Raw genomic sequence first — 16,034 nt, 5'->3', positions numbered from 1 at the left:
TTTCCTCCGTGTTTTTAAAAGCATTAATAATGTAACATACCAAAATTATGATGTCCACTTTTAATCTTTGCCTGTATTATTTGACGTAAAATAGGGGGGAAATGATTACAGTAAAACTAAGCATAAGCATATTAAGCAATTAAGCTATAGCGGAAGACCGCTAAGCAGAAGATCACTAAGCATAAGCGCATTAAGCAATTAAGCTATAGCGGAGAAATGTCTATGCATCGCTTATGCTTAATTGCTTATGCTTAATTGCTTAACTGCTTATAGCTTAACTTGCTTTCATTTTGATCAACTACCGCGGGCTAAAGACCCGCGTCTACCACTACCAAACCGACCTTCCAAGCATCCAACCTTCCAAGCATCCAAGCCTCTACCAGTACTACTTACTCCCCACCAGCAGCTGTGGAATACGCAGTGTTGGCTGGGCGTCTGAAACCGGAACTCCCTGCCCGTCTTTCCCGCAGGTGCCCACATCAAACCCTATATCATTACAGACAGCATCAATTGAATTTATAACATCCGCGCCTTTGCCCATTAACGTGGCATTTCTGACAGGCACTGTTACCTTTCCGTTTTCTATTAAATAACCCTCTTTGACTTCAAAAATAAACTCGCCGGTGACAGTATTTACCTGCCCCCCGCCCATTCTTTTCACAAAGATGCCTTCTTTGGTATCATTTATCAAATCTTGCGGGCTGCCGGTGCCGGGCGCTATCATTGTATTTCGCATCCTTGGAATGGGGCGGAACCTGTAAGATTCCCTGCGCCCGTTGCCCGTGGACTGCGTATTGTCTTTGGCCGCAGTTTCCCTGTCATACATGAAATTTTTTAGTATTCCGTTTTCTATAAGGACTGTTTTCTGCGCGGGAGTGCCTTCATCATCAAAAGAGAAAGAGCCGCGCTTGTTTGTAAGGGTTGCGTCATCAATAACCGTGATAAGGGGCGAACTTACCTTCTGTCCCATTCTGCCCTTATACTCTGACATATCTTTCTGTACAAGGTCGGCTTCCAGCGAATGCCCTACCGCTTCGTGTATCATTGTGCCGCCGGCTGTTGAAGACAGTATCACGGGCATCTGTCCCGCTATCTTTCTGTCAGTATCAAGCATGGATACCGCAAGCCCCGCGGCATCTTTAGCCCTGCTGAAAACTGTATTTTTATCAAGCACTTCAAACCCCGCATGGCCCGATATGACAGCGTGCGCGGTCTCTATTCTGTTTTCCCCTGCCGCAATAACAAAGATTATAAAAGACGTGTAAACACGTTTGTCTTTTACAAGGACCCCGTTATTATTTATTATTTCAACATCCTGTATCTTTTCCAGATAAGAGGCGTTGACCTGCCTTATCCCTTTATATCCCGACCTTATCATGTCATTTACTTCTTTTAACAGCAGCGTTTTTGCATCCACGGAAATTGTATCCGGCATGATTTTAACAGGATTAAAAACAGAAGGTTTCATTTCGGAGAATATAAAATCAGCGCATGAATTTTTTCCCGCACCGGCAATGGTATCAGCGACATTTTTAACGGAAGATATATTATTGGTAAAGCCATAGAATGTTTTATTGCCTTTTGTCCCGCGCAGCCCAAAGCCTTCATCCAGGCCCGACTGTACTTTATCAACACGGTTGTCTTCAAAGGTAATGCTTAATGAAGCGGACTTCTCATAGAAAATATCCCAGATACCAAAACCCGCCCCCGCCATTTTGCGGACGGCTTCATTATCAATCCTGCTCATCTTTTTGATTCCCTTTTCTTTCTTTCAGCACGGCAGCCATACCCCATACGATAATAAGAAGTGAAAACAGCCCTATATAAACAAATACAATATTAAAACCGTATTTAAGCATGCCGTAAACCGCAAGCGCGAATATTGTAAAAAAAATGCCGGTTAAAAGTTCATACATTGTGCAGCTTGCTCCCTCTTTTACTTCCCTCTTTGGCAAGTTTATCCGCGTCGCTGTTCTTTTCACGGCCTACATGCGTAACGGTAAATTTTGTTATGCTCCTGAATGACTGCACTTTAGCGTTAAGTTCTTTCAGTTTTTCGTCATTTATTTTATACTCACCGTTAATCTGTTTTACCGCAAGTTCGCTGTCTGAAAATATTTCTATCTCGTCAATTTCCAGGTCATCCGTCATTTCAAGAAGTTTTATTATTGCCATGTATTCAGCCACGTTATTGGTGGCCACCCCTATGGATTTTGAGACCCTTAATACTTCCTTTCCGTCTTCCTTTATAACTATGCCTATTCCCGCGTCGCCCGGATTGCCGCTGCTGGCGCCATCCGCAAATCCCACATATTTACTCATCTTTTCACCGTCTCAAATATATTTTTTAATTCCTCAAGAAACTTTTTAACAGATTTAAGCGGATACTGCGTGGCTTTGTCGCTTAAAGCTTTTTCCGGGCTTGGGTGCACTTCCATAAAAAGCCCGTTTGCCCCCGCCGCCACAGATGCCCTGGCTATTGTTTCCACAAACTCGCCGTCGCCGCCGCTGCTTGTGCCCGCCCCGCCCGGCCGCTGAACCGAATGCGTTGCATCAATTATAACAGGATACCCAAGTTTTTTCATTATGGCAATGGATTTCATATCCACCACAAGGTTATTGTACCCGAAAGAAAACCCTCTTTCAGTAAGCATTATGTTCTTATTGCCCTTAGCGAGGACTTTGTTGACCATATTTTCCGCTTCATAAGGCGATAAAAACTGCCCTTTCTTTATATTAACCGGAATGCCCGTTTCCGCCGCGGCATTTAAAAGGTCTGTCTGCCTGCAAAGAAAAGCGGGTATCTGAAGCACATCAACCACTTTTGCCGCCTCTATTGCTTCTTCCGGGGAATGCACGTCTGTTAAGACGGGAATTGACAGCTTCTTTTTTATGTTTCCAAGTATCCTTAACCCTTTTGCCATGCCCACGCCCCTGAATGCCGAAGCCGAAGTCCTGTTGGCTTTGTCATATGACGCTTTAAAAATAAAAGGGATGTTTAAACTGTAACAGATTTCTTTAAGCGCGGACGCGGTTTTAAAAGCCATGTCTTCATTTTCAATTACGCACGGCCCGCCTATAAAGAAAAAGTCTTCCTGCGACAGTTCAAAGAATTTTTTTAAACTTACCTTTTTGGCTGAACTTTTTTTCTTTGTCTTCATTGCACCAGTCCGTTATTATGTTTTTTAAAAGCTTTTCAAGCGGCATATTGTATTTTCTTGCAAGGTCCTGTATCGCGTTATACTTTTCCTGGGCGGACTTGTCGTGCATCTGCATTATTTTCAGCATATCCGCCTCTAACGCCTGCTTGTTAACCGGTTCCGGTTTCTTTTCTTCCATTCTTCACCCCTTTATTTCTTTTGCCTTTTTAAATTTATTTTTTGCCACGGACGCTTTTACGAACCCGTTAAAAAGAGGGTGCGGCGATACAGGTTTGGACTTAAATTCCGGATGATACTGTACAGCCACAAACCACGGATGGTTTTTTATTTCAACCGCTTCCGCTAAAAGCCCGTCAGGAGATAATCCCGAAACCGTCATTCCCTTTTCTTCCATACGTTCTTTGAATATGCTGTTAAATTCATACCTGTGCCTGTGTCTTTCAAATATCACTTTTTCTTTATACGCCGAATAAATTCTGGAACCCGGCTTTAACCTGCACGGGTATGAACCTAATCTCATCGTGCCGCCCATATCCTTTACGCACTTCTGTTCTTCTAAAAGCGAGATTATAGGATACGGAGTTTCCCTGTCAAATTCAGTGGAATTGGCGCCTTTTAACTTTAATACATTGCGCGCGAATTCCGTGACTGCCATCTGCATTCCAAGGCATATTCCAAAAAACGGCACTTTATTTTCCCTTGCGTACTTAATCGCGTTAATCTTGCCTTCAATTCCCCTGTTGCCAAAACCGCCCGGTACAAGTATGCCGGATACGCCTTTTAACGCTTTTGCTGCCGCGGGCGCTTTTTCTATTGTTTCAGAATCCACCCATTTAATATTTACCCTGCAGTTATTGGCAATACCGCCGTGCAGAATGGCTTCCTTAATTGATTTGTAGGCGTCCTGAACTTCCAGGTATTTTCCCACAACCGCAATTTCAGTTTCCAGCGCCGGTTTTTTTATCCTGCGGACTATCGCGTCCCATTTTTTCAGGTCGGCTTTACGCGCTTTTTTTATCTTAAGTTTCTCTAAAATTATATCATCAAGCTTCTGATTAAGATACATCCTTGGCACTTCATATATGGTGCTTACATCCAGCGCCTGAATCACGGCATTTTCTTCCACGTTGCAGAACAGGGCTATTTTATCCCTTTCGCCTTTTGATATTTTCTTTTCGCTTCTGCACAGCAGGATTCCCGGCTGTATTCCAATTGACCTCATGGCGCTTACGCTGTGTTGCGTGGGTTTTGTCTTAATTTCACCGGCAGCCCTTATATAAGGAACAAGCGTCAGGTGCGCAAAAAGCACGTTGTCGCGGCCTTCGTCAATCTGCATCTGCCTTATAGCTTCCAGAAACGGCAGGCTTTCAATGTCGCCCACTGTGCCGCCAATTTCAACTATCACCACATCTATATCCTTACGCGCGGCCATTTTTATCCTGTTCTTTATTTCATTGGTAACGTGCGGCACCACCTGTACTGTCTTGCCCAGGTAATCGCCTTTTCTTTCTTTTTCAATTATTGACTGATAAATTTTGCCTGTGGTTACATTATTAAGCGCCGAAAAAGAGGCCGATGTAAACCTTTCATAATGGCCAAGGTCAAGGTCGGTTTCCGCCCCATCATCAAGGACATATACTTCGCCGTGCTGAAAAGGGCTCATTGTGCCCGGGTCCACATTTATATATGGGTCAAATTTCTGCATTGCAATCCTTAAGCCCCTGCTTTCAAGCAGGGCGCCTATGGAAGATGCCGCTATTCCCTTGCCCAGAGACGATACAACGCCTCCCGTTACAAATATATATTTTGACATTTTTTTATCCTGTTATTATTTTTTTAAAGTTCGCGAAATCTTTGGGTGTATCTATTCCTACGCTCCTGCTTTTTGCCTTTATGACTTTTATCTTCATTCCGTTTTCCAGCATTCTTAACTGCTCCAGCTTCTCCACTGATTCGTAGCAGCTCTTCATGCTGTTCCACCGGTCAAGCACCATTTTCCTGTAGGCATAAAGGCCTATGTGTTTAAACACAGGAACCTTTTTGCCGTCCCTGGAAAACGGGATAACCGCGCGCGAAAAATATAACGCGCCGCCGTCCATGTCCGTTACCACCTTCACGCACGACGGGTCCTTTATATGCGAAGAATCCGTTATCTGCGATGCAATAGTGGCACAGTCATACCTGTCGTCATTGACAAGCACTTGTACAGCGGCATCTATAAGTTTCGGCTCCAGCAGGGGTTCATCCCCCTGTATATTGACAACAATGTCATTTATGTTCGCTTTAACCGTTTTTAACGCTTCCTGTATGCGTTCCGTACCTGACTTGCATTTGGAAGAAGTCATAATAACCAGCCCTCCTGACCTCTCCACTGCCTCTTTTATCTTTACGCTGTCCGTAGCCACGTACAGCTTTTTAAGCGATTTTGCTTTTTTCGCGTTTTCATAAACATATTCTATAAGAGTTTTGCCTTTTATCTTTTTTAACATTTTTTCGGGAAGGCGGGACGACTTTAACCTTGCCGGAATTATTCCTATAATATTCATATGACTCCTTAAATTTTACAGCGGTTTTGTCCCATACGCGCTTACTACTTTGCCTACAAGGTTAGTGGTGGATTTGCCCGCCTGATATTTTATGTTCATCACTTTGCCGCCGTTTTTTATCACTATATCACTGCCTATTATTTTATTCAGCGGCCAGTCGCCGCCTTTTACAAGTATGTCCGGCAATATGTCTTTTATTATATTAAAAGGGTCGTCTTCATTAAACACAGTTACGATATCAATACATTCAAGGCCGGACAGGGTTTCGGCGCGTTCTTTCTGATTTATCAGTGGCCTTTTTTCACCCTTTATACGCCTGACAGAAGCATCGCTGTTAATGGCGACAATTAATACATCGCCTTTTTTTCCTGCGCTCTGAAGAAGCCTTATATGCCCCACATGAAGCAGGTCATAACATCCGTTTGTAAAGACCACTTTTTTACCGGATTTTTTTATTTTTTTAACTTCTTCTATAAGTTTTTTTCTGCTGAAAATCACCTTGTTCATGGGGCTCCTAAAGTAACAGACAATAACGGCAGAACTTTATATAACTTTTCCGCTTCGCCTTATATTTATATTAACATTTGTCCTTAAGTTCATTAATTAATTCTTTTGCCGTAACCGCGTAAACGCCCACTTCGGCAACCGATATTCCTGCCGCTACGTTTGACAAAACCGCCGCTTCTTTAAAATCCGCGCCCGCGCACAGCGCAAGCGTGGCAACCGATATAACCGTATCCCCGGCGCCTGTCACATCAAACACTTCACGGGCAACAGTGGGTACGTGCGAAATACCGCTGTCTTCAAAAAGGGACATGCCGTCTTCGCCGCGTGTAATAAGCACCGCTTTTATAGCAAGCTCTTTTTTTAATTTACTGCCCGCGGTAAGAATATCTTTTTCTGTTTCAATATCAATACCTGTCGCGCCGGCTGCTTCTTTTTTATTAGGCGTGATAAGCGTGGTATTTTTAAAAAGGGCCATATTCTGGGGTTTGGGGTCAACCGCCACTATTTTACCCGCAGCTGCCTTCATTACGCCGTCCACTATTTCTTTTGTCATCATTCCCTTGTTGTAATCAGAAAGTATTATGCCGTCCATTTCTTTTATGACAGGCTTAAGTTTTGTAAGCATCTTTTCCCTTATAGCGGAACTGATGGCAAGTTTTTTTTCTTTATCAATCCTTACCACCTGCTGGTTATGCGCGATAACTCTGGTCTTTATTGTGGTAGGCCTTTTTGTGTCTTCAATAAGTGCGGTATAATTTACTTTATGGTCCCTGAAATATTTTTCAAGTTTGTGGGCATTGGCATCCGCGCCCACCACGCCGGCGCAATATACTTTGGCGCCCATAGCGATAAGGTTAATTATTACGTTGGCCGCGCCGCCGGGTTTTGATTCTTCGCGCGATACTTCCACCACCGGGATAGGCGCTTCCGGAGATATTCTGGAGACATTCCCCCAGATATATTCATCTATCATAAGATCGCCCACTACAAGTATCTTTTTCCCCTTAAACCTGCCTACTATCTTTTTAAGTGATGATATTTTTATGTTTTTCATATTTTTTCGCCGGCCAGCCTTTTTTCGGTGATGAAACATAAGGTATGAAGAAAGGTCATGTATGTTTCCTGAATGCGGGCGCTGCTTTTTGATTTTATATCCAGCAGTACGTCGCACATAGATACCATTTTCCCGCCGCCTTCGCCTGTAACACCAATTACTATAACACCCTGTTTTTTGGATTCTTCTATCGCTTTTATAACGTTGGGGGAATTGCCCGATGTGGAAAGCGCTATAAGCACGTCGCCTTTTTTTCCAAAAGCCTCTACCTGGCGCGCGAATATCATTTCATATCCCAAATCATTGCCGCAGGCGGTTATAATCACAGGGTCATTTGATAATGCCATGGCGGGATAAGCACGCCTGTTTTCCTTTAAACGCACAACAAATTCCGCCGCTATGTGCATTGCATCAGAAGCCGACCCCCCATTGCCGCATATCATTATCTTGTTCCCTGCAGCCAGGCAGCTGTGCATCGCGTCAGCTATTTTTGGGAGGGTGGTATCCTTGTGGGCTTCAAAACTTTTTTCCTGAACATCGCGAATTTCATCAACATTTTGCCTGAAATATTCTTTCATAATTTCTCCCTGTGGGTGATATATATGCTGGAATTAATTATAATTAGCGGTTCTTCTTCTTTTTCTTTTTTAACACCGTGCCTTGACTCATGACATTATGACAAATTTCACCTTATTTTATTAGCATTTCTTTTAAAACCGTGTATTTAATACGTATTTTATCTATTTCCTCGGCTTTCCACTTTATTGCCTTTATTTGTTTCTCCATTCTTGATATTGCTTTCGATACTGAACTTTGATGTATTTCAAGCATCCGGCCTATTTCCGCTCCGCTTAATCCTCCATCTGCTGACAGCAAATATATAAGGACTTTTTTATACACGTTCCAAGCCCCTTTTTTAGCCGTCAATAAGACCTCTGTTATTTGATAGAATTCACAAACTGCCCTTATTATTTCTTTGTAATCGAATATCTTTTTTATTTCGCTTCTTGTGTTTATTTCTTCAGACAGCTTCTTATTGACAAACAAAAGTTTTACATTCTTCACAAAACTTTTATCGCCTATTATACCTACCCCATACATACCCGTTTCAACCCGCACCTTATTTAGAACCTTAGATTTACACATATATTCTTCATAAGCCGCTGTGGCGGTTTTTGTATCTTCGCCAAAAAGAGAAAGAACATAATCACACTTTGCCGGGCTTTCCTTGTCCATCCCAACGTACCTGTTGTGGCTTGTCCATTTATACGTGCCAAGAATGCTTTCTATTTTCGCGCGAATCGGGTTCATATGTATATATTGAACCTGCCTTTTTACAGCCTCTCCCTTTTGAATTACAAACGCACTATACCTTCTTTCAAATACATATCCTTTTCTCTTATGCCTGATATTATAATATTTGCCATACCTCATGTTAATATAGTGCATTACCTGCGACAAATTAGGGCTGCTTGTTTCCGCAAGGATGTGATAATGGTTGCCCATAATTGCGTATGCGTGAATTGTAAAATCATATTTTTTTGATGCGCGGGTCAAGATATCCAGAAAGTGCTGCTTTTCTTTGTCGTCCTTAAAAATAAAACTTCTTTCATATCCCCTGGCACCTATATGGTATACAGCTCCAGGAAATATAATACGTAACTGTCTGCTCATAATTTGTTTTCCCCTCTATGTTTTGAAACAAAATATGCAAAACCACTCACAAATACGAGAAACCCTATATTTTATTGGCATTTATTCTTACAATGTCATGAGTCAAGGCACGGTGTCAGTTTACTTTTTTTGCGAGTCTCTACTTACAGCTGCGCCAGAAGGATAAAACGGATAATCCAAATCATTATTTTCAGGAAGTTCATCTGTATTTGAAGCCCTTGCGTTCCAATCATTACATGTCCATTTAAGATCTTTATAAAAATCGGCGTTAGATATTATCGCATTTCCATCCAAAGAAAATATCACCCATGGAAATAATAACAGCAGGAAGAAGAATAAATTTTTTTTACAATTTTTATCCATTTCATTATACTCCGTTTAACCGGATAACTCTTATCTTCTGATCACAATCTTGCTTTTTTGTACAACATATCAATTGAAAAATATATAAATTACCATTCTCGTCAAGCAGCAAGCTTTGTTCCCAATTCAGCAATAACGGTTGCGGCGCATTCCCACATTCATCAAACCATTCTTTTCCAAACATATATTTCCAATACGGATTAGCAAACAATAACTTTCCTTCTGCGTCAATTTTTACTATTGCCGTTTCCTTCCCTAATCCAGCATAAAACCAAATAAATATATTATTATTTGCGTCAGTCCCAATAAATTTACTTGATATTGCGCTTGGTGAGTTTTGCACTATTATCATTTTTATAACGCCTTTTTCTATTTTAAAACCTTTAACGTCTATCTGTTTTATTACAACTTCTTCCGTTTTATTGCTTTTTATCTTCTTATCACTCTTCCACTCTCCCCTTATACTCTTGCTTTCCCCAATTCTAACCCCTTCCTCATCTGCCCACATCTTCATCTTTCTTGTACTTTTTCCATTTATTTCTTTGGGAACATCTATTGTTTCAAGAACCTTACCGTTTTCGTCTATAGACTCTATTATACTAGATGCTGTATCACGAATATAAAGACCACTATTTATCGCTATTTCATTTTTAAATTTATCAAAACCTATCCCGTCACCTTCTTTTACAAAGTGGGTTTTAATCGTGTCTTTAATGGGTATCTGTTTTACACGAACACCTTTATCATTAAATTTATGTATTTTTTCAGCATACGTATCAAGAACGTATATGTTTCCTTTTGCATCAATTTTTACATCGAAAGCTTGCGGATATTCATTTAACTGAAGAAAATAGACTTCTTCCGATTTGAATTTCTTTTGTTCTTCTATAGTTTCCGGCATAACATATATCGGGGCTTCGAGGATTACTTTTGCTTCATACTTTTCCGGGAGTTTGTTTTCATCCACTTCCGACAGGTTAATTGTCACGACTTTTATCCCGTCTTCTTTATACTCTGTCACAACACCGGGAGACTGAATTTCGGTTTTTATGGTTTTGGATTCTTTAGTGTCAACAGAAACAGTTGCCGCCGTGGTTACCACGGGTACAGTAGTGGTATCAGCAGATGGCTGTGCCGTCTCCGTTACACCGTTTTTTCCCTGTGCGTACAGCAGACCCGCTGATATTACCCCTATAATACAAACCGTTAAAATTATTTTTCTCATTTCTTCCCCTCCTTTTTTGTCTTTACCCATTCAAACTTTACATCCTCATTTACCTTAATATTACTCATCACAATATTGGTCTTAGCCTTTCCCTGTGGGGAGGACATTTCCACTTCTGATTCTGCCGGCATTTCTATTTCCCTTTCTTTTACCCCTGCCACACCCGCACCCCTGTGCCGCGGTACGGCTCTTATTTTATGCCTGCGTTTTACCGTTACATGTCCAAGTTTTTCCCCTGCTTCATTATAAAATTCCTGCTCTTCCGTTATTCCCGAATCAAGGTTAATTTTTTCCACCCTTTTCGCTATCATATGCCTTTTTACGTTCTCTTTTTCATCCCTTAACTTTTGCAGATACTTTTTCTTTATCTTTTTATCCTTACCGTTCTTTGCCGGGATTTCTTCTGCTATCATAATATTCCTGTCAAAACCCTCTTTCATCAGCGCCATTTTCTTATTTTCATATTCCACAACCGCTTTATTCCCAAAAAACTCTTTTTTCACCCTTACCTTATAATCCGCGGTTTCTGCTTCCTTTACCCTTAAATCCCTTGGATGTTTTACGTCAGATGATTTATTCCCGTCTTTATCGGCAAACATTGTGTTAATTGAAGATCCGCCAAAACTTCCCAACCCCGCGTACTGCGACATAATAGCGTCTTTTTCTTCCGGGGTTAGCGTGAATGTTTTTGTTGTGCCGTTAGCCATTAAATAAGTAACCGAACCCGCCGCAGTATCCACCAAAAACTGCATCTGCAAAGCGCCTGTACCGGTTATCATAACTTCACTGTCGCCGTTTTCATTGGTTTGCATGACGTAATCATAAGTAAGGGTCTTCTTCATCCCGTCAAATTCAGTTTCAGAAGACACAGACGCGGCAAATGTCTGCACGCTGTCCTGATACCCCTGCTGCGCCGCCGCCACATCCGTGCGGAAATTGATTTTATATGTTATATTTAAATTAAAAGAACACGCGCCCTAAAAGGAAGCGACTATCCCGCCTGCTTCCGCTCGCAAGCTCGCTTTATTGCCGGGATTTCCGCTTCGCAGGCTCACTCCAACCAGGACAAAAACAAAACTGCCGGACAGCGCGGGAGCGCTGCCCCTACGAAAACAAATACCACATCATAACAACAAAAATATAAACCAATAACTACCTTGCCTGAACTACCGTTGCATTCTGAAGTTCCGCGTATATGGCGCCGATGGGGATTTTGCTTTCCACTTTTACCGGCACTTTATTACCGTCATTTGTCATCCAGATTACCACATCACCTGCCTGTTTAAAAATACCTTCAAATTTTAAAAAGGGCTGAACCACAACGCAGTCAAACGTGCCCGCGTCAACCGTCACTGTTTCATACCTTAATTTTTTCACGACAATCTGATAAGACTTACCGTCGTCCGCGCATACGTCAATATAAACCTCGTCATTTTTGCCCGGCGAAAGGTCAAAGGTGCGGTAGTAATAAAGTTCTGACAGGACATCCTGCGTGAATGGGACAATTTTATAGGTCTCGCCTGTATGCTTGGTGGCAATTGCCTTTTCGTGGTTGAATTCTATCGCGGTGTTCGCCCTGTAGGCGCCCTCTTCAAGTTTCTTGCTGTACTTCCACGAAAACAATCCCACTATATCTATATATGATTCAATGCGGTCGCGAACGCGGAAAAAGCTTTCAAAGAACGGCGCTGTCTGGGCAAGCGCGCCAAGCTTATATACTTTTCTGCCGTTTATTTCCACCATATTTTCAATTTCCAGAACCCCAATACCGGCTGTGACATTAAAATATTTTACGGCATACACAAGTTTTTCCCCCACGCCAAAAGCCCTTGTATTGGAAGAGACCCTGTATTCAAAACCGCTTTTGGACTTAACATTTGCCGGTACCGCTCTTGTAGGGGCCGGCATAACAGCGTATTTAGGCGCGGGGATTAATAGTTTTTTTCCTTCAAAAATCAAATCCGGATTATTAACCGAATTGGTATCAGCAATGGAAGGATACAGCGCCCCTTTACCATAATAACTTCTGGATATTTTCCACAAAGAGTCGCCCTTTTGTACAATATATTCACTTAATTCAACCTTTTCAGCAGCAGCGGCCGTTGCGGCAGAAGGCGTGGGTACGGGTGTTTCTTCCACCTGGTCCCTTATTATCTGCTCTTCATCAGTTGCTTTTACAACCGATATTTTTTTTGCGGCAGACGCGCATGAAATAAAAAAAACGCACAAAACCGCAGCCAATATAAGCACACCTGTTTTTTTCATTCCACCCTTCTTATCCATTAATCAGCCCTTTTATTTCAGCCTTTATTTTTTCCATATCCGGCGCTTCCCCATCCGGATTTAACTCTATTATAGCACTTTTATTGCCCAGTGCGCCCCACCTTGCACTGCTTATATGGGGTATTTCTTTGGGCGGAAAAAAACTTAACGTCTTAACTTTAAGCGCGGCTGCAATATGCATTGGGCCCGTGCTGCAGCTTACCACCAGCGATGACATCCCGATTAAAGCCGCAAAATCCCTTACATCCATTTTTTCATCAAGAATCTTTATCCTTTTATCATTGACAGAACCCGCGCCCGCTTTAACCATAATTTCTTTTTCTGATGCAGCGCCTGTTATAAGGACATCCGCTCCCGTTTCAACAGAAATCAGCGAGGCAATCTCCGCGTATTTTTCCGGGCTTAAGTTCCATGCTGAACCTTTACTTCCGGGATGAACTATTACAAACCTTTCTTTTAATCCAAGTTTTGCTGATACCTGCGCAGCCCTGTCTTTTTCTTCTTTTGCGGGAAAATAGTAATAACCTGCAGCCTGCTTTCCGCCAAGAAACGGCGCAAGCATAAGGTTGTAATCGGCTTCATGTTTATCCGATTTTTTTCTGCTTAAATTTATTCTTCTATTAAAAAAAAGAGGCGAATACCACCGCCTTGAAGTTCCGTATATTTCTTTTATGCAGCTTTTTTTTAACATCCTCGCGATTTCAAAACGGGGATAAGCGCATATTGCAAGGTCAAAGCCGCGGTCTTTTACCGACATCTGGACAAACTTAATATTTTCTTTATTATAATAGATTATCCCTTTTACGTCGGGATTGTTTTCCAGAAGCGTTCCCGCGTACAGCCCCGCAAGCACGTATGTTTCATATCCTGCCGCGGCCAGTTCATGAATAAGCGGAGTAGTCAGTAATAAATCACCTATTCCGTCCGTGCGGCATACCAGTACTTTTTTCATTAATCCCCCGTTTTTATGTCAATACCCGATACCGGCTTTTACTTATTATTACCGTATCTTTCAACTATTGTCTTAATGACATCCTTTGTGGAATGATTTTTCTTATCACCCACAATTACTATCTTTATTCCAAGTTCTTTTGCTATGCCTTTTTCCGGAACGGTATCTTTTGTATAGTCGGTGCCTTTTGCGTGGTAATCAGGCTTTATTATCCTTAAAGTTTTTTCCACTGTCTGTTCGCCAAAAACCGTGACAAAATCCACAAATTCAAACGCAGCCATAAGTTCCGCCCTGTCGCGCTGATTTACAAGGGGCCTGCCTTTGCCCTTTAACTTTCTTACTGACGCGTCTGAATTTAAGCCAAGTACAAGAATATCGCCTTTTGCTCTGGCGCCGCGCAGAAAACGCACATGCCCCACATGAAGAATATCAAAACAGCCGTTAGCAAAAACAATTTTCTTTCCTTTCTTCTTATATTTCGCGGCAATAACCGCTATCTTTTCCCTTGTCATTATCTTATTTAGCATTTTTAAGCTCCCTTTTTAATTCTTCCGCCGTGATTGTGGCTGTTCCGCGCTTCATTACCACCACGCCGCCCGCCACGTTTGCTGTTTTTGCCGCATCTACAAGCGATGCGCTGCACCCAAGCGAAAGTGCCACAACAGAAGATACCGTGTCACCCGCGCCGGATACATCCACTATTTCATCTGTGCCGTGCGCCGCGATAGATGTTATTTTGCCTTTTTCAAAAATCATCATACCTTTACTGCCTCTGGTCACTATCATGCCTTTTGCCTTCATGGCATCTGAAAGTTTTCTGATTATTTTTGTCACGCTTTTGTCGTCGTATTTTTCTATTTCCACCGCGGGCCCCGCCTCTGTTTCATTTGGCGTGGCTGCCGAAATATATTTGTATTTTCTTAAAGCGTACCTGGAATCCACCACCACTTTTGCCCCGGCCTTTGCCGCGGAATTAATGTATTTTATTATCCCGTCGGTTATCATGCCGCCGCCGTAATCCGAAACTATCACAGCGCAGACAGAAGGTAATAACCTTTTAATGTTTTCAATTACCTTCTTTTCCATCTCTTTTGAAATCCCGTTATCACTATACCTGTCAATCCTTACAATCTGCTGTTTAACGGTGTGAACGCTTCCCGCCATAACGCGCGCCTTTACCGGCACGGTATACTCGCCGGTCCTTACAATACCGGAAATATCTATGCCTTTTTCCTTCATCAGCCCAAGCAGTATGTCGGAATACCTGTCGGTACCGGCCACTGACACCGGCACAGGCACTGCGCCAAGGTCGGATATGTTCATAACAGGGTTTGCACCGCCGCCTGCCACATAGGTGCTTTTTGTGTGCCTTAATATAAGAACGGGCGCCTCTCGCGAGATACGCTCTGTCTCGCCGTAAATGTATTCATCAAGGATAAAATCCCCCAGCACAAGCACGCGCTTGCCGCGGAATTTATCCACAAGGGCTGTATATTTTTTCATTTGTCCTCCGTCTTTAATCCGGCTTTTATTTTTTTAGCCGCTGAATAAAGGTTTGCCGAGATGATATCCGGCTTTGTCTTTGTTTCAATCTTTAATACCTGTTTTTTCCCTTTGCCGGTAAGTACAAGGACAGTTTTTGTCCCGGCATTTTTTCCAAGTTTAACATCGGTCAGTTTATCGCCTATTGACCAGCTTTGTTTCAGGTCAATTTTGAACTTCTTAACCGCCATATCTATCATTCCTGTTTTGGGTTTGCGGCAGCTGCAGTCCATTTTATATTTTTTCACTTCAGCGTCAACGTGGTGCGGGCAGTAATAATAAGCGTCTATTTTTACGTTATGCGAGGCCAGAAGCTTATCCATATATTTGTGCGTGGCTTTTACAAAGTCTTCGCCATAAAACCCGCGCGCCACGCCGGACTGATTTGTAAGGACAATAAGTTTAAACCCGCTGTCCTGCAGCAGTTTTAAACCTTTCACGGTGTTTTTATAAAAACGGAATTTTTTAAGGTCGCTTAAATAACCCGGGTCATGAATTATGTTTCCATCCCTGTCAAGAAAGACCGCTTTGTTCATAAGTACTCCTGATTTTAGCCGCTAAGCATAAGCTATAAACACTAAGCAGTTAAGCTATAGCGGAACCTTTAAACATAGCACATTAACGGATTAAGCATTTAAGCTATAGCGGAAACTTTAAACATAGCATATTACCGGATTAAGCATTTAAGCTATAGCGGAACAAATTTCTTTGCTTTCGCTTCTGCTTA

At 42.2% G+C, this 16,034-nt stretch carries 19 protein-coding genes; all 19 read right to left on the bottom strand.

Annotation, left to right across the window (positions count from 1 at the left end):
* Positions 1-385: 385 nt before the first annotated feature.
* Positions 386-1,747 (bottom strand): peptidase C69, encoded by a 1,362-nt coding sequence (locus tag CVV21_12255; GenBank protein PKL90567.1) that lies wholly within the window; start codon positions 1,745-1,747, stop codon positions 386-388.
* On the bottom strand, positions 1,734-1,916 hold the full coding sequence (locus CVV21_12250; protein PKL90566.1) for a hypothetical protein: 183 nt from the start codon (positions 1,914-1,916) through the stop codon (positions 1,734-1,736). The genes CVV21_12255 and CVV21_12250 overlap by 14 nt, the downstream gene beginning before the upstream one ends.
* Positions 1,909-2,322 (bottom strand): ribonuclease H, encoded by a 414-nt coding sequence (locus CVV21_12245; protein PKL90565.1) that lies wholly within the window; start codon positions 2,320-2,322, stop codon positions 1,909-1,911. Before CVV21_12245 ends, CVV21_12250 begins: the two co-directional genes overlap by 8 nt.
* Complete coding sequence (locus tag CVV21_12240) at positions 2,319-3,161, bottom strand: 3-deoxy-8-phosphooctulonate synthase (GenBank protein PKL90564.1); 843 nt, start codon at positions 3,159-3,161, stop codon at positions 2,319-2,321. The genes CVV21_12245 and CVV21_12240 overlap by 4 nt, the downstream gene beginning before the upstream one ends.
* Entirely contained in the window at positions 3,106-3,339 is a 234-nt protein-coding gene (locus tag CVV21_12235) for a hypothetical protein (GenBank protein PKL90563.1), read from the bottom strand. Before CVV21_12235 ends, CVV21_12240 begins: the two co-directional genes overlap by 56 nt.
* A gap of 3 nt (positions 3,340-3,342) precedes the next feature.
* Positions 3,343-4,974 carry a CTP synthase gene (locus CVV21_12230; protein ID PKL90562.1) on the bottom strand — a complete coding sequence of 544 codons (1,632 nt, stop codon included), beginning with the start codon at positions 4,972-4,974 and terminating at the stop codon, positions 3,343-3,345.
* Between the two features lie 4 nt (positions 4,975-4,978).
* Positions 4,979-5,707 (bottom strand): 3-deoxy-manno-octulosonate cytidylyltransferase, encoded by a 729-nt coding sequence (gene kdsB / locus CVV21_12225; GenBank protein PKL90561.1) that lies wholly within the window; start codon positions 5,705-5,707, stop codon positions 4,979-4,981.
* A 15-nt stretch (positions 5,708-5,722) separates the two neighbouring features.
* Positions 5,723-6,214, bottom strand: a complete 492-nt coding sequence (rfaE2, locus tag CVV21_12220) for a D-glycero-beta-D-manno-heptose 1-phosphate adenylyltransferase (protein ID PKL90560.1) — start codon at positions 6,212-6,214, stop codon at positions 5,723-5,725.
* A gap of 70 nt (positions 6,215-6,284) precedes the next feature.
* Positions 6,285-7,268, bottom strand: coding sequence for a D-glycero-beta-D-manno-heptose-7-phosphate kinase (rfaE1, locus tag CVV21_12215; protein ID PKL90559.1), 984 nt, complete (start codon positions 7,266-7,268; stop codon positions 6,285-6,287).
* The gene (locus CVV21_12210) at positions 7,265-7,846 is read right to left on the bottom strand and encodes a phosphoheptose isomerase (GenBank protein ID PKL90558.1); all 582 of its coding nucleotides are present in this window, start codon (positions 7,844-7,846) and stop codon (positions 7,265-7,267) included. The genes rfaE1 and CVV21_12210 overlap by 4 nt, the downstream gene beginning before the upstream one ends.
* Before the next feature lie 112 nt (positions 7,847-7,958).
* A complete protein-coding gene (locus CVV21_12205) occupies positions 7,959-8,942 on the bottom strand; it encodes a hypothetical protein (protein PKL90557.1) in 984 nt (327 codons plus the stop codon).
* A 120-nt stretch (positions 8,943-9,062) separates the two neighbouring features.
* A complete protein-coding gene (locus CVV21_12200) occupies positions 9,063-9,305 on the bottom strand; it encodes a hypothetical protein (GenBank protein PKL90556.1) in 243 nt (80 codons plus the stop codon).
* A 4-nt stretch (positions 9,306-9,309) separates the two neighbouring features.
* Positions 9,310-10,530, bottom strand: coding sequence for a hypothetical protein (locus tag CVV21_12195; GenBank protein PKL90555.1), 1,221 nt, complete (start codon positions 10,528-10,530; stop codon positions 9,310-9,312).
* Complete coding sequence (locus CVV21_12190; protein ID PKL90554.1) at positions 10,527-11,453, bottom strand: hypothetical protein; 927 nt, start codon at positions 11,451-11,453, stop codon at positions 10,527-10,529. The genes CVV21_12195 and CVV21_12190 overlap by 4 nt, the downstream gene beginning before the upstream one ends.
* Before the next feature lie 229 nt (positions 11,454-11,682).
* A complete protein-coding gene (locus CVV21_12185) occupies positions 11,683-12,813 on the bottom strand; it encodes a hypothetical protein (GenBank protein ID PKL90553.1) in 1,131 nt (376 codons plus the stop codon).
* Complete coding sequence (locus CVV21_12180; GenBank protein ID PKL90552.1) at positions 12,806-13,765, bottom strand: hypothetical protein; 960 nt, start codon at positions 13,763-13,765, stop codon at positions 12,806-12,808. The genes CVV21_12185 and CVV21_12180 overlap by 8 nt, the downstream gene beginning before the upstream one ends.
* Positions 13,766-13,803: 38 nt before the next feature.
* Positions 13,804-14,277, bottom strand: coding sequence for a D-glycero-beta-D-manno-heptose 1-phosphate adenylyltransferase (locus CVV21_12175; GenBank protein PKL90598.1), 474 nt, complete (start codon positions 14,275-14,277; stop codon positions 13,804-13,806).
* Positions 14,278-14,281: 4 nt separating this feature from the next.
* Positions 14,282-15,268 (bottom strand): hypothetical protein, encoded by a 987-nt coding sequence (locus CVV21_12170; GenBank protein ID PKL90551.1) that lies wholly within the window; start codon positions 15,266-15,268, stop codon positions 14,282-14,284.
* Positions 15,265-15,843: a D,D-heptose 1,7-bisphosphate phosphatase gene (locus CVV21_12165; protein ID PKL90550.1), complete on the bottom strand. Its 579-nt coding sequence runs from the start codon at positions 15,841-15,843 to the stop codon at positions 15,265-15,267. Before CVV21_12165 ends, CVV21_12170 begins: the two co-directional genes overlap by 4 nt.
* Positions 15,844-16,034: the final 191 nt, after the last annotated feature.

The organism is Candidatus Goldiibacteriota bacterium HGW-Goldbacteria-1, from assembly GCA_002839855.1.
Taxonomy (GTDB): domain Bacteria; phylum Oederibacteriota; class PGYV01; order PGYV01; family PGYV01; genus PGYV01.
The sequence above is the reverse complement of the archived record's forward strand: the minus strand, read 5'-3'. Positions and strand labels throughout refer to the sequence as shown.

What these genes read in the sequence shown, in the direction of transcription:
- CVV21_12165 (PKL90550.1), bottom strand. Translation starts at nt 15,843, where the DNA reads ATGAACAAAGCGGTCTTTCTTGACAGGGATGGAAACATAATTCATGAC.
- kdsB (PKL90561.1), bottom strand. Translation starts at nt 5,707, where the DNA reads ATGAATATTATAGGAATAATTCCGGCAAGGTTAAAGTCGTCCCGCCTT.
- CVV21_12240 (PKL90564.1), bottom strand. Translation starts at nt 3,161, where the DNA reads ATGAAGACAAAGAAAAAAAGTTCAGCCAAAAAGGTAAGTTTAAAAAAA.
- CVV21_12195 (PKL90555.1), bottom strand. Translation starts at nt 10,530, where the DNA reads ATGAGAAAAATAATTTTAACGGTTTGTATTATAGGGGTAATATCAGCG.
- CVV21_12210 (PKL90558.1), bottom strand. Translation starts at nt 7,846, where the DNA reads ATGAAAGAATATTTCAGGCAAAATGTTGATGAAATTCGCGATGTTCAG.
- CVV21_12175 (PKL90598.1), bottom strand. Translation starts at nt 14,277, where the DNA reads ATGACAAGGGAAAAGATAGCGGTTATTGCCGCGAAATATAAGAAGAAA.
- rfaE2 (PKL90560.1), bottom strand. Translation starts at nt 6,214, where the DNA reads ATGAACAAGGTGATTTTCAGCAGAAAAAAACTTATAGAAGAAGTTAAA.
- CVV21_12255 (PKL90567.1), bottom strand. Translation starts at nt 1,747, where the DNA reads ATGAGCAGGATTGATAATGAAGCCGTCCGCAAAATGGCGGGGGCGGGT.
- CVV21_12180 (PKL90552.1), bottom strand. Translation starts at nt 13,765, where the DNA reads ATGAAAAAAGTACTGGTATGCCGCACGGACGGAATAGGTGATTTATTA.
- CVV21_12200 (PKL90556.1), bottom strand. Translation starts at nt 9,305, where the DNA reads ATGGATAAAAATTGTAAAAAAAATTTATTCTTCTTCCTGCTGTTATTA.
- CVV21_12245 (PKL90565.1), bottom strand. Translation starts at nt 2,322, where the DNA reads ATGAGTAAATATGTGGGATTTGCGGATGGCGCCAGCAGCGGCAATCCG.
- CVV21_12235 (PKL90563.1), bottom strand. Translation starts at nt 3,339, where the DNA reads ATGGAAGAAAAGAAACCGGAACCGGTTAACAAGCAGGCGTTAGAGGCG.
- rfaE1 (PKL90559.1), bottom strand. Translation starts at nt 7,268, where the DNA reads ATGAAAAACATAAAAATATCATCACTTAAAAAGATAGTAGGCAGGTTT.
- CVV21_12185 (PKL90553.1), bottom strand. Translation starts at nt 12,813, where the DNA reads ATGGATAAGAAGGGTGGAATGAAAAAAACAGGTGTGCTTATATTGGCT.
- CVV21_12230 (PKL90562.1), bottom strand. Translation starts at nt 4,974, where the DNA reads ATGTCAAAATATATATTTGTAACGGGAGGCGTTGTATCGTCTCTGGGC.
- CVV21_12205 (PKL90557.1), bottom strand. Translation starts at nt 8,942, where the DNA reads ATGAGCAGACAGTTACGTATTATATTTCCTGGAGCTGTATACCATATA.
- CVV21_12250 (PKL90566.1), bottom strand. Translation starts at nt 1,916, where the DNA reads ATGTATGAACTTTTAACCGGCATTTTTTTTACAATATTCGCGCTTGCG.
- CVV21_12170 (PKL90551.1), bottom strand. Translation starts at nt 15,268, where the DNA reads ATGAAAAAATATACAGCCCTTGTGGATAAATTCCGCGGCAAGCGCGTG.